Raw genomic sequence first — 22,880 nt, 5'->3', positions numbered from 1 at the left:
TCGTTATTTTGCCTTCTGCGCCGGCACGAATTGCTCCGCCACGGCCTTGGCCAACAGATCTGGCGGCAACAGCCCCTGATCGAGCAGGAAATTGTTGAACGCCAGCCGGTCGAACTTGGCGCCCAGCGCCAGCTCGGTATCCATGCGGATGCGCAGGATACGGGTATAGCCGTAGAAATAGCTGCCCGCCTGGCCCGGCGCGCGCGACGTGTAGCGTTCGATCTCCTGCTTCGCCATCGCCGGCGAGGCGACGATCTGTTCGAGCAGGATGCGCCGCGCGTCCTCCTTCGAGATCAGTCCGAGATTGAGCATCGGATCGAGCATCGCCCGGCCTGCGCGCAGCAACCGCGCCTGCAGCGCCATCAACTGCCCGTCGAGCGGGTGATAAGGCAGCGCCTCGGCCTCGGCGTACAGCGCCCAGCCTTCGACATTGACGCTGGTGAACGCGAAATAGATCCGCGCTTGCGACACGCCACGCTCGACCAGTGCCGTGAATTGCAGCTCATGCCCCGGCCGACCTTCATGCGCGGCGACGGTCCACTGCGCTGAGGGGAAGTTGAAATCGTCATAGGCCGAGTCCGGACCCGACGCTGCGACGCTCAACGGCAGCACGAAAGTACCGCGCTCGCCCTTGTTGCCGATCAGCGGCGGCGGTTCCATGTGCGGCGCGGGCGACGCTGCCGACTCCGCTTCGCTGGCGAGCCGCATCTGCATCGGCCGGTCGGGCAGGTCGACGATGCGCTCGCGCTTGATCGCCGCTTCGTTGGCGCGGATCACGTCCGCATAGCTTGCCTCGAGCTTGTCGTTCGGAATGGTCGCCTGTTTGAGCTGGCGGATGACCTCGGCATAGCTGCCGCCCTTCAATCCCTTTTCCTTCGCCACCAGCGGCGCCAGCGCGGTCATCGCGGCGCGCGTCTCGGCGAACTCGATCTGCGCCTGCTGGATCAGCAGCCGCGGGTCGATATCGATGCCGAACTGCTTCAGCCGGTACGCATAGACTTCAGGCGGCAGGCGGAAATCGGTACGCACCAGCGGCAGCACCTCGGCGCGCTCCCACGCCGTATAATCGGCGATCTGCTTGTCGAGCTTGGCCAGCGCCGCTTCGGCGCCGGTGATCTTGTATTTGGCGAACAGCTTGCGGATACCCTCGGCATAAGTCCCGGCATTGGTCAGCGCATTGTCCAGCGCGACCTTGTCCGGCCCGAGCAGCCCGGGCTTGCGCGTCTCGGCGAAGCGCGCCCTGGCCAGATCGGTCAGCGGCGTCGAACCCGGATAGTCGCCGACATAGCGCCGCAGCAGCTCCACCGCCTTTTTCTGGCGCGCGGGCACGACCTGGTCGTCGAGCAGCCCCTTGATCCCGCCGAACATCGCGCGGGGCGCGTCGCTCCAGGACAGGAAATATTTGCGCCGCAGGCGGGTGCCTTCGAGATCGGACTCGACCGACCGGATCATGATCTCCAGGTCCTGCCGGACATTGGGGTCTTTCTCTGCCGCGAGCCGGCGCTTCAGTTCTGCCGTCACCTTGCCCATCGCGTCGGCGGTGCGCTCGTCCAGCTTCGGCCCGAGATCGGTCGCCAGCCCATCATAAGCAGTCATGCCGTTCTGCGAGGCGGATTCCGGATCGAACTTCGCCTGCGCCTCCGCCACCAGTTTTGCGTTCTGGTCGCTGACCGCGACCCAGGCCTTGTCGGGTGCAGCAGCACCCAGAGGTGACGCGGCAACGAGCAGCAGGGACAGGATGACGAAACGGCGCATGCTGGTCTTTCCGGAAAATGGCCGCTGAACCCCCGGCGGCCTTCAACGCCGGTTTAGGCGCGCCGCGGCATCCGCGGCAACCAGTCGTGACGTTCCGGAAAGCCCCGGCTGGATTCAGCGTCGCTGAGTGTGATCCGGATGCCACAGCCGTGAAGCGGCGCGTCACAGGAAAGCGAGTCCGCTGCTCCCATGATGCGCCTTCTCCACTTACGCCGCGGCCATGCCGATCCGGTCGAGTTCAGCGATCACTTCGTCCGAAAGCGCGAGGTCGGCCGCAGCAAGGTTCTCCCGCAGATGCTCGGTCGAGGACGTGCCCGGGATCAGCAGGATGTTGGGCGAGCGTTGCAACAGCCAGGCCAGGGCGACCTGCATCGGCGTCGCGCCCAGCCGCGCGGCGACATCCGACAGCGAGGAGGATTGCAGCGGGGAGAAGCCGCCCAGCGGAAAGAAGGGCACATAGGCAATGCCCTTGGCCGCCAGTTCGTCGACCAGCGCATCGTCCTCGCGGTGGACCAGGTTATACTGGTTCTGCACACACACCACCGGCGCGATACCCTGCGCCTCGGCGACCTGGGCCGAGGTCACGTTGCTCAGCCCGAGATGCCGGATCAGCCCCTCGCGTTGCAAGCCGGCCAGGGCAGTGAACCCCTCCGCGATCGAGCCCTCGCTCGGACCATGGACCTCGCCGAGGACACGCAGATTGACCACATCGAGCGCCTCGACGCCGAGGTTGCGCAGATTGTCGTGCACGCCCTGGGTCAGCTCGGCGGGGCTCATCGCGGGAAGCCACGACGCATCCGCGCCACGCACCGCACCGACCTTGGTTACGATCGTAAGTGCTTCGGGATAGGGGTGAAGCGCCTCGCGGATGATCTGGTTGGTGACGTGCGGACCGTAGAAGTCGCTGGTGTCGATATGATTCACGCCGCTCGCGACAGCCTCGCGCAACACGGCGAGCGCGGCGTCACGGTCCTTCGGCGGACCGAACACGCCGGGGCCGGCGAGCTGCATCGCACCATAGCCCATGCGATTCACGATGCGGTCGCCGAGGCGGAAAGTCTTGTCGGTCATGTCCAGTCTCCGGTTTCACTGCGCAGGATATGCGCGCGAAAGCACCGGACGATAAGATGTGGCAATCGGCACGGGCCGTGCGGTATAATGCACAATGGCAACCGAACTCGACGATCTGGCGACCTTCGCGGCGGTGGTCCGCGCTGGCGGTTTCCGCGACGCTGCCCGCGCCGGCAATGCCTCCGCCTCCGGCCTCAGCGAAGCGGTGCGGCGGCTGGAAACGCGCCTCGGCGTCCGCCTGCTCAACCGCACTACCCGCAGCGTCACGCCGACCGAGGCTGGCGCGCGCCTGTTCGAACGCCTCGGCCCGGCGCTGGGCGAGGTCGAGGCAGCAGTGGACGTGGTCAACGCCTTTCGCGATCGGCCCGCCGGCACGCTCAAGCTCAACGTCCCCGCCAATGTGTCGCGCACCGTGCTGCGGTCGATCGTCGTGCTGTTCCTCCAGGCCTATCCCGACATCCGGCTGGAGGTGACCGCCGAGGACGGATTCGTCGACGTGCTCGCCGCCGGCTTCGACGCCGGCATCCGCTATGACGAGCGGCTCGAGCAGGACATGATCGCCGTGCCGATCGGCCCGCGCACCCAGTGCATCGCGACCGGAGCCTCCCCCGCCTATCTCGCCGCCCATGGCTGGCCGGAACATCCCCGCGACCTGCTCGACCATGCCTGTCTGCGCGGCCGCTTCTCGAGTGGCCGAACCCCGATCTGGGAGTTCGAACGCGACGACGAGATCATCCGCATCGAACCCAACGGTCCCTTGCTGGTCCAGCCCGGCGCTGCCTTCGACCTCGCGGTGGATGCCGCGGTCAACGGGCTCGGCATCATCCATCTGTTCGAGGACTGGCTGAAACCGCATTTCGACAGCGGCGCGCTGGTCCCGGTGCTCGAGCCCTGGTGGCAGCGCTTCTCGGGGCCGTTCCTCTATTATGCCGGCCGCCGCTATCTCCCCGCGCCGCTGCGGGCGTTTGTCGACTTCATCAAAAGCCAGCCCGGCGGTTCGCCCGGACGATAGCGAAGCGCTACCGGTTCGCTGCGGCGGCGATGACTCGGGCGAACAACGCGGCGCGCGCCTCGCGGCGGTCCGGCCCTTCCAACCCCGTTTCGATGCAGAGCGTCGCGTAACCATGCACCAGCGACCAGGCCGCGAGGGTCAGGTCGGCAGCGTCATCCGCTTCCGCCATGCTCTCCAGGATGCCGCTGACGATCGCGAGTGCCGAGACATGTCCGGCCCTTATTTGCGGATGGCTGGCGGGATCGACGAGTTCGCTTGCGAACATCAGCCTGAACAGCGCCGGCGACGACTGCGCGAACGCGATATAGGCAAGGCCCGCCAGTTCGAGCCGCTCGAACGGCGTGGTTCCCTCCCGTTCGGCTACCGACATCGCGTCGTGCAACCGCGCGAATCCGTCAACGATCAGGTCGGCCAGCAACGCCGCCTTGTCGGCGAAATGGTTGTACGGCGCCTGCCGGGAGAGACCGGCGCGTTCAGCGATGCTGCGCAGGGAAAGGCCCGCCGCGCCGCTATGCTCGAGCAACGCGCCCGCTGCCTTCAACAGGGCGTTGCGGGCATCGCCGTGATGATAGGCCGAACGGGTTTTTTCAGTGCTCATGAAATGCCTGTGCCACGCGGTGTTGACATCGTCAATATCGCGCCCATATTGACGCTGTCAACACTAGCAGAAGGAGTTTGAAAATGTACCACGCCATCGTTCGTCACCAGGTCCGCAAGATCTTCGAAGGTCTCAGCCGGGGCGATTGGGAAGCAGCGCTCGCCGGGATGGCCGAGCGGTTCGAACACATCTTTCCCGGCGATCATGCGCTTGGCGGCGTCCGGCATACGAAGCAGGGACTCAAGGCTTGGTTCCAGCGCCTGTTCAAGGTCCATCCGCAGCTTCGTTTCCAGATCAAGCACATCGCCTCGAGCGGCACCCCTTGGGACACGACCGCGGTGATCGAGTGGCGCGACTTCGCGGTCATGGCCGATGGCGATACGTCCTATGTCAATGACGGCGTGCACGTGATCCGGCTGCGCTGGGGCAAGATCGTCAGCCTGCACCCCTATCTCGATACGCAGAAATATGCAGCGGCGCTCCGGCGTCTCGCCGGCACCGGCTTCGCCGAGGCCGCGGCGGCACCGATCGAGGACTGATCGGCAGCGGTACGGGCGCCACCGTTCCGGCAGCGCCCGTCCCTGCATCAACGCAGCGAGCGGAACGACGCGCGCAGTTCCTCGGTCAGCAACATGGGCTGCTCGAAGGCGGCGAAATGCCCGCCTTTGGGAAGTTTGTTGAAGTGGATGAGGTTGGGATAGGCGCGTTCGGCCCAGCTCCGCGGTACCCGATAGAGCTCGTCGGGAAAGGCACTGACCGCGACGGGTATCTTGACGCCCATCGGGGAGAAGAAGGGCAGCTTGTTCTCGCGGTAGAGACGGGCGCCGGAGATCGCCGTGTTGGTCAGCCAGGCGATCGTGATATTGTCGAGCACATCGTCGCGCGTGAGCCCTTCGCTTTTCCCGTCGAACACGCGGGAAATCAGCTCGTAGCTGAGCAGGTCGTGATCGAGGAACCAGGCCGCGAGCCCCACCGGCGAATCCGCGATGCCGTAAAGCGTCTGCGGATGGTTCGCCATCTGCTGGGCGTAGGACAGGCCATGCGTGAAGAAGAAGACCAGCCGGTCGAACGCGAATTTCTCGTCAGCCGAAAGGCCGGGGGGCGGGGTACCGGACGACAGCGCCGCGGATATCTCCACGGGCACGGTCGATGGCATGTTGGTATGGATGGCGATCAGGCCGGGAGGCGCCAGCACGCCCATCTGCTCGGTGACGAGGGCACCCCAGTCGCCGCCCTGCGCCACATAGCGCTGATAGCCGAGGCGCTTCATCAGCACCATCCAGGCGCGGGCGATGCGGGTGGGGTCCCAGCCGGTCGCGGTTGGCCTGGCCGAAAAGCCGTAGCCCGGCATCGACGGGATCACCACGTCGAAGGCATCCGCGGCGCTGCCGCCATGCGCGGTCGGGTTGACCAGTGGGTCGATGATCTTGAGCTGCTCGATCACGGAGCCCGGCCAGCCATGGGTGACGACGACCGGCATCGCGTTCGGATGTTTCGAGCGGACATGGATGAAGTGGATGTCGAGCCCGTCGATCTCGGTCATGAACTGCGGCAACGCGTTCAGCCGCGCCTCGACCTTGCGCCAGTCATACTCGGTCGCCCAGTAGTGCGCGAGTTTCTGGATCGTCGCGAGCTGCACGCCCTCCGACGAATCCTGGACCGTCTCATGGTCGGGCCAGCGCGTCGCAGCGACACGCCGGCGCAGGTCGGCGAGCTCGGTATCGGACGCATGATAGTGGAAGGGCCGGATGGCATCGCCCGCGAGGAGCGCTCCACCCGCACCGCCTGACGAGGCGAGCAGGATGGCGCCGCCCGCGCCGGCCGTGGCGGATTTGGCGAGCATGCTGCGGCGTGACAGTCGCGACGAAAAGAAACGAGGCATGGCGGGTCTCCCGAAAAAGGGTTGGCGCGGCCGATGCGGAGCCGACCGCGTTTTCCGGAAATGCGCTCCGGTCCCGGGCATGCCCAGTTAGGTGGCGTGGGGCGCCGTTAGGTGATGCGAGCCCCGGTTCAGCATGACCTTTCGACCGTCTCCAATGCCTCGATCGGCTTCCCTGAGAAAAACTCGTGGAGGCCCCCCAATGGCATTCCGTGTTTTATATTGCGGGATGCATCCCACTATGCGATCTAACTCGACGAGAGGTGCTGGTGATGGACAACATAGTCGAGATGGCGATGGACAGCATCGAGGACGCCCTTTCCGCGCTCGCTTGCGGGGAGATGGTGGTGGTCCTCGACGACAAGGGCCGGGAGAATGAGGGCGACCTGATCATCGCCGCCGAGCATGCCACGCCCGCCGCTCTCGCCTTCATCGTCCGCCACACTACCGGCATCGTCTGCGTCGCGATCGAAGGCAATCGCGCCGACCGATTGGGCCTCGAGCCGATGGTCCCCGCCAACGACGATCGCCATGGCACCGCCTTCACCGTCACCGTCGATGCGCGCGCCGGCACGACCACCGGCGTCTCCGCCGCCGACCGGTCGCACACCGTTTCCGCGCTGATCGATCCGGCAACTGCGCCGCACGACCTGATGCGCCCCGGCCATATGTTCCCGCTCCGCGCCCGGGCCGGCGGCGTGCTCGAACGCCCCGGGCATACCGAGGCGGCCGTCGACCTCGCCAGGCTCGCCGGCTGCGTTCCCGCGGGTGTACTGTGCGAGATCGTCAGCGACGACGGGTCGATGGCGCGCACGCCCGAATTGCTGCGCTTCGCCCGCACGCACGGGCTGTGCATCATCACCATCGCCGACCTGATCTGTTACCGGCGCGAAGGGCGCGATCGCCGCCCCAGCGTCCACATTCTCCCGCATGCCCAGGCCGACGCCGCGGCGCTGCGATGATCCTCCACCGATAGAAAAGCCGGGGAACCACCCATGTTCATGTCGCCCCTACCCGACCGTCGCACTTTTGCGGGCGCGGAGACCGAGATCCTGATCAAGGGCGAGGGCCAGCCCCTGCTCTTCCTCCATGCCGGCCATGGCTTCGACGCGGAGGACCCGTTGATCGAACGCCTCTCCGCCAGCTACAAGGTGATCGCGCCCTCGCACCCAGGCTTCGGCGCCTCGCCGCGCCCCGACGGCGTCGATACGGTCGACGACATCGCCTATCGCTATCTCGACCTGATCGAGGACCTGGGTCTCACCGACATCATCCTGGTCGGCGTTTCCTTCGGCGGCTGGATCGCGGCCGAGCTGGCGACCAAGGGCTCGGACCGGATCGCGAAGCTGGTGCTGATCGATCCGGTCGGGGTGAAGTTCGGCGACCGCGAGACGCGCGACATCACCGATATCTACGCGACCACCGCGCAGCAGATCCCCGAACTCTTCTTCGCCGACGAGACAAAGGGCCTGGCCGCGCTCAACAATCTCGACTTCAAGGACCTGCCCGAAGAGATCGCCCTGCGCTTCGCCCGCAACCGCGAGGCGCTGACGCTCTTCGGCTGGGCACCGACGCTCTACAATCCGAAACTCAAGGGCCGCCTCCACCGCATCAAGGTGCCGACTTTGGTGCTGTGGGGTGCCGAGGACCGGATCGTCCCGGTCGACTATGGCCGCAACTATGCCGCCGCGATCCCCGATGCGCGGATCGAGATCGTCCAGGACGCCGGCCATTACGGCTATCTCGAACAGCCCCAGGCCTTTGCCGACAAGATCACGGGCTTTCTCGGCGCCTGAGCGCCCCGGCCTGCCAGCAGGAGAGACACATGGAATTCTGGCACTTCAGCGAACAGTCGATGCATCCCGCCTGGAGCGAGATCGACGGGCCCACCAAGGTGACGGTCGACAACAGGCATTGCGACCCGGTCGTCGCGCATGAGCTGTACAACCGCTATCTCGACGAATGGATCGTCGCCGACCAGCTCGGCTACAATATCTTCGTCAACGAGCATCACGCCTCGGCCAATTGCATGTCGGCCTCGTGCCTGCTGACTCTGTCGATTCTCGCGCGCCAGACCAAGAAGGCGCGGCTGCTCTGCCTCGGCGTGCCGGTCACCAACCGCACCGATCCCTACCGGGTGGCGGAAGAGTTGGCGATGATCGACGTCATCTCAGGCGGGCGGCTCGAGATCGGCCTGGTCAAGGCCTCGCCCTTCGAGCTCGCCATGTCGAACCAGAGCCCGGCCCGCATCATGGACCGTTACTGGGAAGCACACGACTTCATCGTCAAGGCGCTGACTCATCAGGGCGGCCCATTCAGCTGGGAAGGCGAGTTCTACAATTATCGCAACGTCAATGTCTGGCCGCGCCCCTATCAGCAGCCGATGCCGCCGATGTGGATCACCGCCTCGGGCGCGAGCACCGGCCGGCGCATCGCCCAGCTTGGCTATGTCTGCGCGACCTTCTTCAACGGCGCGGGCACGCGCCCGCTGTTCGAGGCGTACAAGGAGGAATATCTCAAGACCCACGGCCATGAGGCAGGGCCCGACCGCTTCGCCTATCTCGCCATCGTCGTGTGCGGCCGCAACGAGAAGGAGGTCGCCGACCGCGTCGCCAAGGTGAAACCCTATCTCGACGTCCAGCCGCGCACGCCGAAAGCCTGGTCGAACCCGCCGGGCTATGAGACCGCCGAACTGAACGCGATGGCGCTGAAGAAAGGCATCACCGGCCGCATCAATTTCGGCCTGCCGCAGAACCCGACGCTGAAGGACATGGCGGACGGCGGCATCATGTTCGCCGGCACGCCCGAGCAGCTTTACGAGCAGATCAGCTCGTTCAACGACCGCACCGGCGGCTTCGGCCATTTGCTGATGCTCGCCCAGGCCGGTTATCTCAGTCATGAGGAAACGGTCGACAGCATGACCCTGTTCGCCGAGCAGGTCATGCCGCGGCTGCGCGAGCATGAGGCCGAGCGCAACCGGGAGCTGACGGCGGCGGCGTGACCGCGCCGTTCGACTTTGCCGGCAAGCGCGTCCTGATCGGCGGCGGCAGCCGCGGGATCGGCCGCGGCATCGCCGTCGCCTTTGCGCATGCCGGAGCGACTGTCTTCGTCTCGGGCCGTGACGCAGCGGCACTGGAAGAGACCCGCGCCGCCTGTGGCTCGTCGGCGCATGTCGGACTATGCGACCTCGCCGATCCCGACGCGGTCGTCCGTTCGGTCGCGACGGCGGCGGACCTGCTCGGCGGGATCGATGTGGTGGTCAACAACGGCTCGGCTTTCGCCCGGACCGACGACGAGACGGGCTGGAACACCGCCTTCTCGGTCGACATGATGGGCGTGGTCCGTACCAATGCCGCGGCCGTGCCGGTCATGGCCGCGAGCGGCGGCGGCGCGATTATCAACATCGCCTCGATCTCCGCCTTCCACCCGACCCCCCGCGCGGCGCCCTATGGCGCGATCAAGGCAGCGATCGTCCACTATACCGCCAGCCAGGCTCTCGCGTTCGCCGGGCAGAACATCCGCGTCAACGCCGTCGCGCCCGGCGCCATTACGTTCCCCGGCCATTTCTGGGAGCAACGCAAACGCGACGACACCGAAGATTACCGGCGTATCGTCGCGCAGATTCCCTTCGGCCGCCTCGGCACGCCGGAAGAGATCGCGGATGTCGTGCTGTTCCTCGCTTCGCCTTTGTCCCGCTGGATGACCGGGCAGACGCTCACCGTCGATGGTGGCCAGGAGATCGGACGCTGATGCTCCCCGACACAAGATCGTCCCATCATGACGCCTGCTCATGATCGACCCGATTAAACTCGTTTGAGACGATACCCGCCCTAACCCAGTATCGATGGACCGAAATACACCCGGAATTATCGGCGGCCATGCCTTGCGGCGGCGAGACCGGCACCGGAGTGTCACATATCCTGGGGAGGGTGCATCATGAAGACGGCCGCGAGATTCTCGAAGTTCAGGCACCGGACGCTGCTCATCGCGAGCGGCATGGCGATCGCGACGCTGCAGGCCGCGCCCGCTTATGCGCAAGCCACCCCCGCCCCTGCCGCCGAAGAGCCGCAGGATCAGGGCGGCCTCGAGGACATCGTCGTCACTGCCCAGAAGCGCGCGCAGAATCTTCAGGACGTGCCGATCGCCATCACTGCGGTCACCGCCGATGCGCTGGCCACATCGGGTGCCTATAATGTGCTCGACTTGGAACGTGTCGCGCCGGGACTGCAGGTCTATCAGACCGGCGCCTCGGTCCTGCCCTTCCTGCGCGGCATCGGCTCCAACCAGTCGAGCCCCGGCTTCGAAAGCCCGGTCGCGATCTATCTCGACGGCATCTATCAGGCGACCAAGAGCGCCAACACCTTCGACCTGCCGAACATCGAGCGGATCGAAGTGCTGAAGGGCCCGCAGGGCACCTTGTTCGGCCGCAACGCGACCGGCGGCGCGATCAGCATCGTCACCCGCGATCCCGACCAGACGCCAGAGATCGCCGCCGAGATCGGCTATGGCCGTTACGACGAGCGCCGCGCCAAGCTCTACGCCCAGACGCCCGTCACCGACACGCTCGCCGCCAGCATCAGCTTCGCCGGCCGCTGGAGCGACGGTTATATCTACAATAATTTCCTGAAGCAGGACGCGAACCCGTCCGAGAACCTCATCGCGATGGGCAAGATCGTGTGGAAGCCAAGCGACGCGTTCACCGCGCGCCTGTCAGGTTCCTATTACGAGCATAACGACCCGACCTTCCTCGCGCCGCGCGTCGTGCCCGGCACCATTCCGGCCGGGACTTCGCCGACCGGTGCGGGCGGTCTGCCGGTGCCGGAATACCGCATTTTCCAGATGCGCTCGAACCATAAGACCTATGTCACGACCTCGGGCTATCGCAGCTCGCTCGAGCTGAACTACGATCTCGGGCCAGTGCGGGTCGTCTCGCTCAGCGGCTATATCAAGGCCAAGGCGGGCACCCTCTCCAACTCGCCGGCGTCCGAGCTGAGCCTCGGCTATTCGGGCTCGCGCGACCAGCCGGGCGAGCAGTTCACGCAGGAGCTGCAGATCCAGTCCGATAGCGGCGGCGCGGTCAACTGGATCGTCGGCGGCTATTATGGCTGGATCCGGGAAGGGTTCGCCGACCTGCTCTCCGCCTCCAACCTGCCCTCGCCGATCCGCCCGATCGATCTGTCGCTCCCGGGCGCCAGCGCGACCGGCTTCCATGTCGACATGCGTACCAATGCCTATGCCGCCTTCGCGCAAGGCGACATCGAACTGACCGACGGCCTGCGCTTCACCGGCGGCCTGCGCTACAATACGGAAAACCACGCGATCGACGGCTTCCGCTATTCCTACAGCGCGCTGCCGGCGGCGGGGAACACCAATGTCGATCTGTTCAACACCGTGCTCGGACCCGAGCCTTTGGTGTTCGGCCAGACGGTCGCCGCCAGCTCGATCACCAAGCGCGACAAGACCTTCTCGAAGCTGACCTGGCGCGCCGCGCTCGATTATAAGGTCAGTGACGATGTCATGCTCTATGCAAGCTATAATCGCGGCTTCAAGAGCGGCACCTACAACCCGACCTCGCTCTCGACCACGGCGGTGCCGGTCGATCCCGAAATACTCGACGCCTATGAGATCGGCTTCAAGTCGGAATTCCTCGACCGCCGCCTGCGCGTGAACGCGTCGGCCTTTTATTACGACTATACCAACATCCAGGTCGGCCTGATCACATCCGCCGGCGTGACAGCGGTGCAGAATGCCGCTGCGGCGCGGGTTTACGGCCTCGACCTCGACGTCACCGCGGCGCCGACCGACAACCTCACCATCCGCGCGGCGCTCAACCTGCTCGATAGCCAGTACAAGAACTACACCAACGCGCAGATCTTCCTGCCCAAGACGTCCGCGGCCGCCTGCACCGCACCGCCGCCATCGATCACCCAGGCCCAGGCCGAGGCGCTGGCTGCTTTGCCGAAGTTCGCGGGAAGCTGCTCCTATTCGCTCAATGCCAATGGGCTCGACCTGATCTTCTCGCCCAAGCTGACCGCGAACATCGCCGCCGACTATACCATTCCGGTGGGCGAGGCCCGCGTCGTGCTGACCGGGTCGCTCTATTATAATGACGGTTACGACGTCACGCCGGGCGGCTATTTCGCGCATATCGGCAGCTATGAATCGGCCAGCCTCGCGGCGACCTATTACGCCGCCGACGACCGCTACTCGGTGCGGCTCTGGGCGGACAATGTCACCAACAACAAGCACGCCATCTACATCTCGCCCCAGGCACTCGCCTTTCAGCAGGTCGATGCCCGGCCGATCATTTATGGTGTGACCCTGGGGGTCAAGTTCCGCGGGAAATAACACCCTTCCTCAAGGCCAGGGGCGTGCCGCCGGCACGCCCCATTTTTGTGCCCTGTAGACGCCCCACCCACACCGTCACCCCGGACTTGTTCCGGGGTCCATCGCTCCACAAACCCAACGGCTGCGGCGCACGCGGAAACATGGATGCCGGAACAAGTCCGGCATGACGGAGGGGAACGTGCGGGCACAAAAAGGGGCGGCGCCCCGCGGCACCGCCCCTCTTCCCCCTTTTGTCCCGTCTAGAAGTGGAAACCCACCGCCACCCCATAGGTCAACGGCACGATCTCCTGCCGCGATCCCTTGAGCGCCGACAGGCTGGTCCCGATGATCTTCCGGTTGGTCAGGTTGGCCCCGAATACCCGCACATCGACCGGCAGCCCGGCCGGTTTCAACGTCACTGAGGCGCCCAGCGAGTCATATTCATTCACCCGGTCAGCCGGCCCGATCCCAACCTTGAACGACGCGGTCCGGTAATAGCTGGTGTTGAAGATCAGCTTGGTCCCGCCGCCCAGCTCGGCGGTATAGTCCGCCCCCAGGGTGAAGGACCAGTCGGGCGAGAACAGCCCGCGATCGCCGCTCGCATCGACCACAACCTGGTCGCCATTGCCGAAGGCATTGGGCACGAAAGCGACCGCGTTGGGGAAGGACTTGTAGCGCGCGTGCAGCAGTGTCGTGCTCGCGCGGAGCTGCAGGTTCGGCATGGGTTGCAGGATGGCGTCGAGATCGAGCCCGTAGATATGCTCGCTTGCGGCATTCTGCAGCGACGTGGTGGAGGATCCGCCGCCCCCGCTCGCCACGATGATGTCGAGCTGGATGTTGGTATAATCATAATAGAAGGCCGAGGCGTTGAGCTGCAGCACCCGGTCGAACAGCCGGCTCTTCACGCCAAGCTCGAACGCGTCGAGCTTCTCCGGATTGACTGGCTTCTGGCCCGGCGTGAAGTCGTTCATGTTGAACGTGCCGCTCTTGAAGCCGCGGTTCCAGCTTGCATAGCCCATCACGTCAGGCGCCAGATCCTGGTCGACCGACAGCCGCCAGGTCAGCTTGTCGAAGGTCTTGTGCAGGCCGCTGTCGGACACCAGCGTAATGAGCGTCGGCGAATAGAAACCCGCCGCGATCTGCCCGATCCCCGATACGCTGAAATCATAACCGCGCCGCTCGCTGGTGTAGCGCAGGCCAGCCGTGACTCGCGTGCTGTCGGTCACTGAATAGGTCGCCTGGCCGTACGCCGCATAAGCGCGGGTCGGGCCGTTGGCCTGGACGCTGGTGATGAAGCCGCCCGGGATCGCCGCTGCCTGGGCGAGCGTCGAATCATAAGGCACGTTCTGCACGATGTTCAGCGGGTAGATGCGCGCCCGACCATCGAAGAAATAACCGCCGACCACCCATTGCAGCGGCCCCTTGCCAGTCGAGAGAAGCTGCAATTCTTGCGAGAAATCCTTCACGCCCTGCACTTCGTCGAAGAAGAAGAAGTCGGCCGACGTGCCGTCATAGTCCAGCTTCGAGATATCGCGGGTGTGCACATAACCAGTGATCGAGACGATATCGACGCCCGGCAACGAGTAGCGCATCTTGCCCGTCGCACGGAACGCCTCGACGCTGAACAGATTGGGGCTGCCCTGATATTGATAGGTGTCGGGATCATAGGTCCCGCCGAAGAAGGACCCGACCGGCGTCGTCCCCGGAATGGGATTGAGGTTCGAATTGAGGTTGGTCGAATCCCGCTTGGTGTACATCGCACCCAGGGTCATCTCGAACGCGTCGGATGGCCGCCACAACAGCTTGGCATCGACCGCATTGCTCGTCGCCCCGCCGAACTTGCCGGGATAACGCGTGCCGGTATTGGTCGCGAAATCGCCGCCATCGCTGTGCTGATAGCTGACATTGAAAGCGAGCGTGTCGCTGATCGGGCCGGTCAGATAGGCCCTGCCGACGATCTGGTCGAACCGGCCATAGGAAATCTCGCCCGATCCGTGGAAGGTGAATTCGGGCTGGCGGGTGACGATGTTGATCGCGCCGCCCGTCGCGTTGCGCCCGAACAAGGTGCCCTGCGGTCCCTTCAGCACTTCGATCCGGTCGATGCTGTTGAATTCCAGGACGTTCGCTGCCTTGTCCGACTGGTAGACGCCGTCGATATAGACCGCGATCGAGCTGTCGTTGCCGGTCGCCGGCGAGTTGGATCCGACGCCCCGGATATAGGGGATGAAGAAGGAATTCGCCGCGGTCGGCGAGGTTGTCACGCCCGGCGCGATGCGCGGCAGATCGAGGCTGCTGATCACGCCGGAGGTCTGCAGTTCGGCCGGCGAGACGGTCGCGACCGAGATCGGCACGTCCTGCAGATTCTCGGCCCGGCGCTGGGCAGTCACGACGATGTCGGGAACGCCGCGCTCCTCCTCGGCCGCAGCGGCCTGCGGCGCCGGCGCATCCTGCGCATAAGCCGTGGCCAGCGGCGATGCCGTCGCCATCAGGAACAGAAAAGCGCGCCCCGCAACGCGCCGCTTGGTCGGACTGCCCATCACGCTCTCCCCACTTTTATTGTTAGTATGGAGAGCTATCGAGGCACCTGGCGACCGACAAACCAGTAAAGCTTGCGGCGCCATGCCCTTCTCTCATGGGTGTTTCGGGAAGGGCGAATGTCCCCCTTGCTTCCCCGGCGAAGGCCGGGGCCCAGTTGGGGGACGTCAAGTTCTGGCGCTGTGCATCCTTACAACAGCCTTCCGACTGGGCCCCGGCCTCTGCCGGGGAACAGGAAGGATGAAGAGCTAAAAACGGGGTCAGGCGGACACCGCCTCGACCGGCTCCGAAGCAGCCCGCGCCTTGAAGCGGATCGGCATATGCTTGATCCCCCAGAACAGGTTCGAGCTCGCCCATTCGACTTCCCCCGCCAGCTCGATATCATCCATATGATCGAGCACCGCGCCGAGCATCACCGCCATGTCGAGCCGCGCGAGATGCGCCCCCAGGCAAAAATGCTTGCCTACCGCGAACCCGAGATGGTCGTTGGGTGTACGCGTCACGTCGAACTTCTCGGGATCGGCGAACACCGCCGGATCGCGATTGGCGGCGTGGAACCACAACACCACCCAGTCGCCCGCCTTGATCTCCTGCCCACCGACCACGACGTCCTCGGTGACGGTGCGCAGCGTATGAGTCAGCGGCGCGCTATAGCGCACGAACTCCTCCGCCGCGCTGCGCAGGATCTGGGGGTCGTGCCGGTTGGCGCGCAGCCAGGCGAGCTGCGCCGGATCGCGCAACAATTCAGCGAGACCGATGCTCATCGACGCGCGTGTGGTCTCATGTCCGGCCGCGAAGAACATCAGCCCGTTGAAACCGATCTCGGTCGGGGTGAGGGGCACGCCGTTGACCTCGGCCTCGGTCAGCGCGGTGAGCAGATCGTCCCCGCCCTTGCCACGCTTCTGTTCGGCCAGCTCGATGCAGGTGCGCATGATCTCGGTCACGCCCGCCGTACTGGTCTCGACCGGAGTGCCGATCGAGAATTCCGGATCCTCGGGCGCGGCGAGCATGTTGTTCCAGCGGTAGAGATCGTCCCACAGGTCGCGCGGCACGCCGAGGATCGCGGCAATGACCGCGGTCGGGATGCGGCCGGCGAACTCAGTGGTGAAGTCGCACGCGCCCCGCGCTAGGATGCCGGCCAGCACCTCATCGGTGATCGACCGCACCAGGCTTTCCAGGCTGTTGATGCTCGACGAGGTGAACTTGGTCGAGAAATAGCGCCGCAACACGCTGTGCGGCTGGCCGTCCATCGTCGCAAGCTGCTGCCCGCTATGTGTCAGCTCAGTGAACAGCGAATCCTCGGGATTCTCGAATTCAGGCCCTGCGGGCAGATTCGCGCCCGCGCGCTGCACGCTGAAGATGCGGTGGTCGTTCATCAGCACGAACTTCACGTCCGCATGCCGCGTGATCGACCAGAATTTCCGGTGCAGCCGCCCTTCGGTCCAGTGCACCGGGTCCTCGGTCCGCCACCGCCGCCAGATCGCATGCGGATCGCCCTTCGCAAAGAAGGTCGGGTTGGTGAGCCTGATATCCTCGTCCGACATGCGCGCTTTTCCGATCCTCTCCGACCGAGCCTGCTTGGCGGGGAGGCTAAGCGCGCGCCGGCCTGCCAACCAGCCGACATTTTCTCATTTCGCGCCCATCAAACGTCATTTGTGACGCGGGCCTTTTGCGCGCTGAATGTCCGGGAGAGGAGCCGGACCGTTGAGGGAACAGCTTGTCCGCACCGAGCGGCGCGGCGCCATCCTGATCGTCACGATCGATCGACCCGAGGTGCGCAACGCGATGAACGCCGCCGCCGCGCGCCAGCTCAGCGATGCATTCGACGCGATGGAAGCCGACCCCTCGATCGTCCTCGGCGTGCTGACCGGGGCCGGCGGCTTCTTCAGCGCCGGGGCCGACCTGAAGGTCGCCGCTTCGGAAGGGCGCAGCGGCGCCAGCACCGAGCGCGGCGCAATGGGCATGTGCCGGCATCCGCCCGCCAAGCCGATCATCGCCGCGGTGGAAGGCGGCGCCTTCGGTGGCGGCTTCGAAATGGTGCTGGCCTGCGATCTCGTGGTCGCGGCGGAGGATGCCCGGATGGGCCTGCCCGAAGTGCGCTTCAACCTGATCGCGAGCGGCGGTGGCCTGCTTCGCTTGCCCCGCCGTATCCCGCCCAATCTCGCGGCGGAGGTCGCGCTGACCGGCAAGCCCTATCCGGCCGACTTCTTCCACCGGCACGGACTGGTCAACCGGCTGGTGCCGCGCGGCCAGGCGCTGGACGAAGCGCTGGCGTTCGCCGCCGAACTACTGGCCAATGGACCGACCGCACTCGCGGCAACCGTCAACATCCTGCGCCGCGCACCTGACTGGGGCGAGGAAGGCTGGGAAGCGCAACGCGCCTTTGCAGCGCCTGCACTCGAGTCCGAAGATCGGAAGGAAGGCGTCCGCGCCTTCGTAGAGAAGCGCTCGCCCCGCTGGACCGGAAGATAAGCGACGGCTGTGTAGCCCACCACGTCCACCTCCGTCATGCCGGACTTGTTCCGGCATCCATCGTCCCGCAAGCGCCGCAACCAGTGCGTGCGCGGAACCACGGACCCCGGAACAAGTCAGGGGTGACGACAGGATGGCTGCCCGACGCATTCCATACAACGCATTGAAATACAAAGTTTAATATAAAATCCCGCAAAAAAAGATATGGGACACACGGTGTCCCATATCTCCCCAACCTCGATTCAACCCATCGCGCGGAACAGATACCCCCGCGCCGATGACCCCGTCAGATCGTCCCGCTGAGCGTCGGCAGCTTCCGCTCGCCCGAGTTCAGGTTCACGCTGCGATCGATCGACACCTTGTCGCCGTCGAACGTGCAGACCAATGTGTCGCGGAACGCCGCCTCGACATATTGCCAGGTCATCTCCAGCCTGTTGTCGTCGACCCAGCGCGCGCCTGCGACGACGCGCATCCTGTCCGGCTCATATTCATGATGCAGCCGCGCGCCCGTCATCGTCGTGTCCTGCTCCAGCCATTCGCCGAGCCCGGACGTGATGCTGTGCGTACCGCGATCGTCGACCAGCGTGTAGCGCAGCCGGTCGCCGGCCATATCGAACGTGACCGACCTCGCCGACTGGTCGTTCCCCGCCAGGGTGAAGGTCTTGCCCGCAATCCGCGCCGCGACGGGCGAACGGGTTTTGGAAAGCGTCGGCAGCAACCGCAGCGACTCCGTGCGCTTGCGCAATGCCGCAGTCGCAGGCGTGGCAGGGGTCGCCTCCACGAACGCCGCGGGGAAATGCTTCCAGATCAGCGGCTTCAGTTTCTTGCTGCCGTCGATCGCCGAGAAGAAGGCCACCACCGCATCCTGCTCGGGGAAAACGATCGCCATCTGGGTGAACAGCCCGAGCCCGAAATAGGCTTTGCTCGGCCCCATCCACCATTGATAGCCATAGCCGACGCCGCCATCGTCGTCCGGCGTCTGGAAGCGGGTCGCGTCGGCCACCCACTCCGCCGACAGAAGCTGCTTGCCCTGCCACTTGCCCTTTTGCGCATGAAGCAGGCCGAGCTTCATCGAATCCGCCGTCGTCCAGCTCAGGCCGTTGCCGCCCGGGGTCACGCCCTCGGGGCTGACGTCCCAGTGGAAATCCTTGATACCCATCGGATCGAGCAGGCGCGGCTTGATGTAATCGGCCAGCTTCATGCCCGTCGTCTTGGTGACGATCGCGGACAGCATGTAGCTTGCGGCGCTGGTATAGACCATCTTGGTGCCGGGCGTGATCGGCACCGGGATCTTCATGAACTCGGCCACCCAGCTCGTCTTGATCGGGCGCCATACCGATCCCGACGTCTCCTTCTCGTGGCCGCACTGCATGGTCAGCAGGTTGCGCACCGTCATCGCCTTCAGATTGTCGCTGGCGTCGGCGGGCACATGCTCGGGGAAGAAGGAGACGACCTTGTCGTCGAGCCCGAACCTTTTCTCGTCGAGGGCAAGCGCGACGCCGCACACCATCACGCTCTTGGTCAGCGAATGAGTCATGTGGATACGCTGCGGCTGATAGGGCCACCACCAGCCCTCCGCCACGACCGAGCCGTGGCGCGCGACCATGAAGCTGTGCAGCTCGAGACCGGCCGCCGCGACATCGTCGAGAAAGGCGAGGATCCGCTCCGACGACACGCCCTTCGCTTCGGGCAGCGCGCGTGGCAGGCCATCATGCGCGGAGAGATGCGGCGCGACCGGGCCGACTGCCGGACCGGCCTGCGCCGCATTGGCGCAACCGCTCAGCACGCCCGGCACCAGCGGTGCGGCGGCACCGCCCATCGCAAGGACGCCAAAACGACGGCGGGAAAGCGGGTCCGTGAAGGTCATGCGGATATCCTTATGGGGCAGGAGGTGCGAGCGCGGCTGCCCATTCGGCGGCGAAATGGCGGCGCTTGATCTGGTCGAGATTGGCGATGAGCGCCGGACCGACGCGGATCGCCCGGGCGATCGGCGCGGGCGCGCGGGCGCCGGCATGCGACGGCACATCGGCGCGCGCGGGCGTGATGTAGCGGCGCGAGAGCAGGAACTGCCCGCGCCGCGACAGCAGGAAATCGAGGAACAGCTTCGCCGCATTGGGGTGCCGCGCCTCGCGCGCGATCAACGCAACGCGCGATGTCACCAGCGTATAGTCGGTCGGCATCACCACGCCGATCGACTTGTCATGCGCCTGGCGTTCGAGCGCGTAAGAGCCGATCACATTATAGCCGAGCAGCGCCTTGCCCGAAGACAGCGCGTCGAGCATCGACGAGGAGGAATCGAACAAGGTGACGCCGGTCGCGCCGAAGGTCTTCATCAGGCTGCTGGTGTCGCGATTGAGCTGCAGGTCCTGGCTCATATAGAGATAGCCGACGCTCGACCGGACCGGGTCGTAGGTCGCAACGCGCCCGCGATAGAAAGCGCGCTTGGCCCGGAGCAGGCGGATCAGGTCGGCATGCGTGCGCGGCACGTCGGCGGCCGGCACCAGCTTGCGGTTATAGACAAAGACGATCGGCTCGGCCGTTACGCCGTAAGCCTGGTTCTTCCACACCGCCCAGGGCGGCAAATACGGCTTTTCGGGCGAGGCATAGGCCTGGGCATAGCCGTCATTCACCAGCTTGGTCTGGAGGTCCATCGCGGCGCTCCACAACAGGTCGGCGCTTGGCTTGCCGGCGCGCGTCTCATTGACGAAAGTGGAATAGACCTCGGTGGACGACAGTTCGCGATATTGCAGGCGGACCGCCGGATAGGCGGCGCGGAATTCCTTGAGCAGGTCGGCGACATCGCCGCCGTTGATCGTCGAATAGACCACCAGCGCCCGCTCGGACTCGGCATTGGTGGCGATCTGGCGATAGGATCGGGGATAGCCGCGCGGCAATGGCGCGGCTGCCGACAACAGCGTCCACCCAAGCAGGGCCAGCCCTGCCTTCGCCAAGAGTCGCCGTTGCCGTCCCGAATTTAACACCCTTGCGCCTTCCCTCTCTTTTCTGTTTGTTTGTTACAGGAACACGGCCAACCTTTCACCCGGCTGTCACACGGAATTCGCCCTTGGCTCGCATATTGCTCATTGAGGACGACGCGGCCCTGTCGCGTGGTCTGACCGCGACGTTGATCGCCGAAGGCTATTCGGTCGATCCCGCCTATGACGGCGCGTCCGGGCTGATGATGGCCGCCGACGAACCCTATGCCGTCATCACGCTCGACGTCGGCCTGCCCGACATGTCGGGCTTCGACGTGCTCAAGACGTTGCGCGCCCGCCAGTGCCGCGCGCCTGTCCTGATGCTCACCGCCCGCGACGCGGTGGAGGATCGGGTGCGCGGGCTCGATCTCGGTGCCGACGATTATCTGCTGAAACCCTTCGAGCCCAAGGAGCTGGCCGCCCGGCTGCGTGCGCTGCTGCGCCGGCCCAAGGTCGATCCCTCGCCGGTGATCCATGTCGGCCGGCTGGCGTTCGACCGGTCGCACCACACCGCCTCGATCGACGGCCGCGATCTTGAGCTTCGCCGGCGTGAGTGGGTGCTGCTCGAACGGCTGATCTCGCGCGTCGGCCAGGTCGTGTCGAAGGACCGGCTGGCGTCGGAGGTGTTCGGCTATGACGAGGCGGTCGCCCCCAATGCGATCGAGGTCTATATCGCCCGCCTGCGCAAGAAGCTCGAGCCGGACGGCCCGTCGATCCGTACGTTGCGCGGCCTCGGCTATCTGATGGAGGAGGACTGACCGGATGGTCCCAGCCGCCCAGTTTGTCCGGTCGACCTCGCTCACCCGCCGCATGCTGCTCGGTCTCGGCCTGCCGATGGCCGCGCTGGCGCTGCTGCTCGGCCTGGGCGGCGCGCTGACCATCAACAACATCGTCGAGGGCGTGAACGACCGCATCCTCGGCGCCTCGGCCCGCGCCATTGCCGAGACGCTGGCGCTCGAGGACGACCAGGTCACGCTCGACATCCCGCCCTCCGCCCTGGGCATGCTGGAGAACGACGCGCGCGATAACGTCTATTACAGCGTCCGCGCCGGCAATGATCTGATCACTGGCTATCCCGATCTGCCCCGCGTCCGCCGCCCGCCGGTCGACGACGGCCAGATCGTCTATGAATATGCCCGCTTCCGCGAATTCCCGATCCGCATCGCGGCGATGGCGCGCCAGGTGCCGCGCGTGCAGTCGCTGGTGATCGTCGAGGTGGCGGAGACGCTCGACGCCCGGCGCGCGCTGCGCGACCGCATGCTCGGCGCGCTGGCGATCCTCGAGCTGATGCTGCTCGCATTGCTGCTCATGCTGCTGCCGATCGCGGTGCATTGGGGCCTGCGCCCGCTCGAGGCGATCCGCCGCCATATGGAGGGACGGCGCAAGGCCGATTTCGATCCCCTGCCGCTGGACCACGTCCCCAATGAGCTGCGCAGCCTGATCGCCGCAGTGAACAGCCTGCTCGCGCGCCTCGACAATGCCGTGCAGGGTATCCGCCGCTTCACTGCCGACGCCTCGCACCAGATGCGCACGCCGCTCACCATCCTGCGCACCCATATCGATCTGCTCAAGGCATCGGTGGTGCTGCCCGAAGGCCCTGCCCGCCAGTCGGCCGCCGATATCGACGCGGCCACCACCCGGCTTCAGCGCCTGCTCACCCAGCTCCTCGCGCTCGCTCGCGCCGAGGGCTCGCGCGAAGCGGCAATGGCGCGGGCACGCCCGACCGATATCGTCGCGGTCGCCCGCACCGTTGCCGAGGAGCACGCGCCCCGCGCCCTCAGATCCTCGGTCGACCTGCAGTTCGATCCCGCGGTCCCCGCCCTCAAGGTTCTGACCATCGGCGACCTCGCCGGCGAGCTGATCGGCAATCTGGTCGACAATGCGATCCACTACACACCGGCCGATGGCGTGGTGACCGTGTCGGTCCAGGCCGAAAGCGACGGCGCACTGGTCGTGGTCGAGGACAACGGTCCCGGCATCCCGGTCGAGGACCGGCCTCTGGTCTTCACCCGATTCCGCCGCCTCGACCGCGACCAGAGCCATCCCGGCAGCGGCCTGGGCCTCGCGATCGTGCAGGCCCTGGCCGAGGCGATCGGCGCATCCGTGGCCCTGGCCGACGCTTCATCGGGCTCCGGACTCAGGGTCGAGATTCGCCTGCCCTTCGATCCGGCTCGAAGCTGATTTCCCGCAGAAATCCGTCGCTTTCCGTCTGACAGAAGCGTGACAGCAACGTGACAGGATCACGGCATAGGCTTT

Annotated in this window: 18 protein-coding genes; 10 read left to right on the top strand and 8 right to left on the bottom strand. The window is 65.6% G+C overall.

Annotated features, from left to right (window positions below):
* Positions 1-3: 3 nt before the first annotated feature.
* The gene (locus WC729_RS22900) at positions 4-1,755 is read right to left on the bottom strand and encodes a DUF885 domain-containing protein (protein WP_372856765.1); all 1,752 of its coding nucleotides are present in this window, start codon (positions 1,753-1,755) and stop codon (positions 4-6) included.
* Positions 1,756-1,962: 207 nt separating this feature from the next.
* Positions 1,963-2,826, bottom strand: coding sequence for an aldo/keto reductase family oxidoreductase (locus tag WC729_RS22895; RefSeq protein ID WP_372856764.1), 864 nt, complete (start codon positions 2,824-2,826; stop codon positions 1,963-1,965).
* A 94-nt stretch (positions 2,827-2,920) separates the two neighbouring features.
* On the opposite strand from WC729_RS22895, the gene WC729_RS22890 reads away from it, so the two are divergent.
* Complete coding sequence (locus WC729_RS22890; RefSeq protein WP_372856763.1) at positions 2,921-3,838, top strand: LysR family transcriptional regulator; 918 nt, start codon at positions 2,921-2,923, stop codon at positions 3,836-3,838.
* A gap of 7 nt (positions 3,839-3,845) precedes the next feature.
* Here WC729_RS22890 and WC729_RS22885 read toward each other — a convergent pair whose 3' ends face one another.
* A complete protein-coding gene (locus WC729_RS22885) occupies positions 3,846-4,436 on the bottom strand; it encodes a TetR/AcrR family transcriptional regulator (protein ID WP_372856762.1) in 591 nt (196 codons plus the stop codon).
* Positions 4,437-4,519: 83 nt separating this feature from the next.
* Between WC729_RS22885 and WC729_RS22880 the strand changes: the two genes are divergently transcribed.
* Entirely contained in the window at positions 4,520-4,975 is a 456-nt protein-coding gene (locus WC729_RS22880; protein WP_372856761.1) for a nuclear transport factor 2 family protein, read from the top strand.
* Between the two features lie 47 nt (positions 4,976-5,022).
* Here the strand turns inward: WC729_RS22880 and WC729_RS22875 are convergent, their stop codons facing one another.
* Complete coding sequence (locus WC729_RS22875; protein ID WP_372856760.1) at positions 5,023-6,318, bottom strand: epoxide hydrolase family protein; 1,296 nt, start codon at positions 6,316-6,318, stop codon at positions 5,023-5,025.
* Positions 6,319-6,587: 269 nt separating this feature from the next.
* Here WC729_RS22875 and ribB point away from each other — a divergent pair, with 269 nt between their 5' ends.
* The 5 genes from ribB (at position 6,588) to WC729_RS22850 (ending at position 12,663) form a co-directional block, all read left to right on the top strand.
* Positions 6,588-7,277: a 3,4-dihydroxy-2-butanone-4-phosphate synthase gene (gene ribB / locus WC729_RS22870; RefSeq protein WP_372856759.1), complete on the top strand. Its 690-nt coding sequence runs from the start codon at positions 6,588-6,590 to the stop codon at positions 7,275-7,277.
* 33 nt (positions 7,278-7,310) lie between these two features.
* Positions 7,311-8,111 (top strand): alpha/beta fold hydrolase, encoded by an 801-nt coding sequence (locus WC729_RS22865; RefSeq protein ID WP_372856758.1) that lies wholly within the window; start codon positions 7,311-7,313, stop codon positions 8,109-8,111.
* 29 nt (positions 8,112-8,140) lie between these two features.
* Positions 8,141-9,316, top strand: coding sequence for an LLM class flavin-dependent oxidoreductase (locus WC729_RS22860; RefSeq protein WP_372856757.1), 1,176 nt, complete (start codon positions 8,141-8,143; stop codon positions 9,314-9,316).
* Entirely contained in the window at positions 9,313-10,065 is a 753-nt protein-coding gene (locus tag WC729_RS22855; protein ID WP_372856756.1) for an SDR family NAD(P)-dependent oxidoreductase, read from the top strand. Before WC729_RS22860 ends, WC729_RS22855 begins: the two co-directional genes overlap by 4 nt.
* A 186-nt stretch (positions 10,066-10,251) precedes the next feature.
* Complete coding sequence (locus WC729_RS22850; protein ID WP_372856755.1) at positions 10,252-12,663, top strand: TonB-dependent receptor; 2,412 nt, start codon at positions 10,252-10,254, stop codon at positions 12,661-12,663.
* 239 nt (positions 12,664-12,902) lie between these two features.
* Here WC729_RS22850 and WC729_RS22845 read toward each other — a convergent pair whose 3' ends face one another.
* The gene (locus WC729_RS22845) at positions 12,903-15,179 is read right to left on the bottom strand and encodes a TonB-dependent receptor (protein WP_372856754.1); all 2,277 of its coding nucleotides are present in this window, start codon (positions 15,177-15,179) and stop codon (positions 12,903-12,905) included.
* A 258-nt stretch (positions 15,180-15,437) separates the two neighbouring features.
* Positions 15,438-16,721 (bottom strand): cytochrome P450, encoded by a 1,284-nt coding sequence (locus tag WC729_RS22840; protein ID WP_372856753.1) that lies wholly within the window; start codon positions 16,719-16,721, stop codon positions 15,438-15,440.
* Between the two features lie 160 nt (positions 16,722-16,881).
* Between WC729_RS22840 and WC729_RS22835 the strand changes: the two genes are divergently transcribed.
* Positions 16,882-17,649, top strand: coding sequence for a crotonase/enoyl-CoA hydratase family protein (locus tag WC729_RS22835; protein ID WP_372856752.1), 768 nt, complete (start codon positions 16,882-16,884; stop codon positions 17,647-17,649).
* Between the two features lie 286 nt (positions 17,650-17,935).
* On the opposite strand, the gene WC729_RS22830 is transcribed toward WC729_RS22835, so the two are convergent.
* Positions 17,936-19,516 carry a serine hydrolase domain-containing protein gene (locus WC729_RS22830; RefSeq protein WP_372856751.1) on the bottom strand — a complete coding sequence of 527 codons (1,581 nt, stop codon included), beginning with the start codon at positions 19,514-19,516 and terminating at the stop codon, positions 17,936-17,938.
* 10 nt (positions 19,517-19,526) lie between these two features.
* Positions 19,527-20,600, bottom strand: coding sequence for an ABC transporter substrate-binding protein (locus WC729_RS22825; protein WP_372856750.1), 1,074 nt, complete (start codon positions 20,598-20,600; stop codon positions 19,527-19,529).
* A gap of 113 nt (positions 20,601-20,713) precedes the next feature.
* On the opposite strand from WC729_RS22825, the gene WC729_RS22820 reads away from it, so the two are divergent.
* Together WC729_RS22820 and WC729_RS22815 are read left to right on the top strand one after the other, a co-directional pair.
* The gene (locus WC729_RS22820) at positions 20,714-21,382 is read left to right on the top strand and encodes a response regulator transcription factor (protein WP_372856749.1); all 669 of its coding nucleotides are present in this window, start codon (positions 20,714-20,716) and stop codon (positions 21,380-21,382) included.
* Between the two features lie 4 nt (positions 21,383-21,386).
* Positions 21,387-22,805 (top strand): sensor histidine kinase, encoded by a 1,419-nt coding sequence (locus WC729_RS22815; protein ID WP_372856748.1) that lies wholly within the window; start codon positions 21,387-21,389, stop codon positions 22,803-22,805.
* The last annotated feature ends 75 nt before the right edge of the window (positions 22,806-22,880 follow it).

It is taken from the genome of Sphingomonas sp. (assembly GCF_041661825.1).
Classification (GTDB): Bacteria; Pseudomonadota; Alphaproteobacteria; order Sphingomonadales; family Sphingomonadaceae; genus Sphingomonas.
The sequence above is the reverse complement of the archived record's forward strand: the minus strand, read 5'-3'. Positions and strand labels throughout refer to the sequence as shown.

Bases quoted from the DNA above. Each gene is read 5' to 3' on its own strand.
- WC729_RS22860 (WP_372856757.1), top strand. From the start codon at position 8,141: ATGGAATTCTGGCACTTCAGCGAACAGTCGATGCATCCCGCCTGGAGC.
- WC729_RS22880 (WP_372856761.1), top strand. From the start codon at position 4,520: ATGTACCACGCCATCGTTCGTCACCAGGTCCGCAAGATCTTCGAAGGT.
- WC729_RS22865 (WP_372856758.1), top strand. From the start codon at position 7,311: ATGTTCATGTCGCCCCTACCCGACCGTCGCACTTTTGCGGGCGCGGAG.
- WC729_RS22885 (WP_372856762.1), bottom strand. From the start codon at position 4,436: ATGAGCACTGAAAAAACCCGTTCGGCCTATCATCACGGCGATGCCCGC.
- WC729_RS22890 (WP_372856763.1), top strand. From the start codon at position 2,921: ATGGCAACCGAACTCGACGATCTGGCGACCTTCGCGGCGGTGGTCCGC.
- WC729_RS22845 (WP_372856754.1), bottom strand. From the start codon at position 15,179: ATGGGCAGTCCGACCAAGCGGCGCGTTGCGGGGCGCGCTTTTCTGTTC.
- WC729_RS22850 (WP_372856755.1), top strand. From the start codon at position 10,252: ATGAAGACGGCCGCGAGATTCTCGAAGTTCAGGCACCGGACGCTGCTC.
- ribB (WP_372856759.1), top strand. From the start codon at position 6,588: ATGGACAACATAGTCGAGATGGCGATGGACAGCATCGAGGACGCCCTT.
- WC729_RS22830 (WP_372856751.1), bottom strand. From the start codon at position 19,516: ATGACCTTCACGGACCCGCTTTCCCGCCGTCGTTTTGGCGTCCTTGCG.
- WC729_RS22815 (WP_372856748.1), top strand. From the start codon at position 21,387: ATGGTCCCAGCCGCCCAGTTTGTCCGGTCGACCTCGCTCACCCGCCGC.
- WC729_RS22900 (WP_372856765.1), bottom strand. From the start codon at position 1,755: ATGCGCCGTTTCGTCATCCTGTCCCTGCTGCTCGTTGCCGCGTCACCT.
- WC729_RS22840 (WP_372856753.1), bottom strand. From the start codon at position 16,721: ATGTCGGACGAGGATATCAGGCTCACCAACCCGACCTTCTTTGCGAAG.
- WC729_RS22895 (WP_372856764.1), bottom strand. From the start codon at position 2,826: ATGACCGACAAGACTTTCCGCCTCGGCGACCGCATCGTGAATCGCATG.
- WC729_RS22875 (WP_372856760.1), bottom strand. From the start codon at position 6,318: ATGCCTCGTTTCTTTTCGTCGCGACTGTCACGCCGCAGCATGCTCGCC.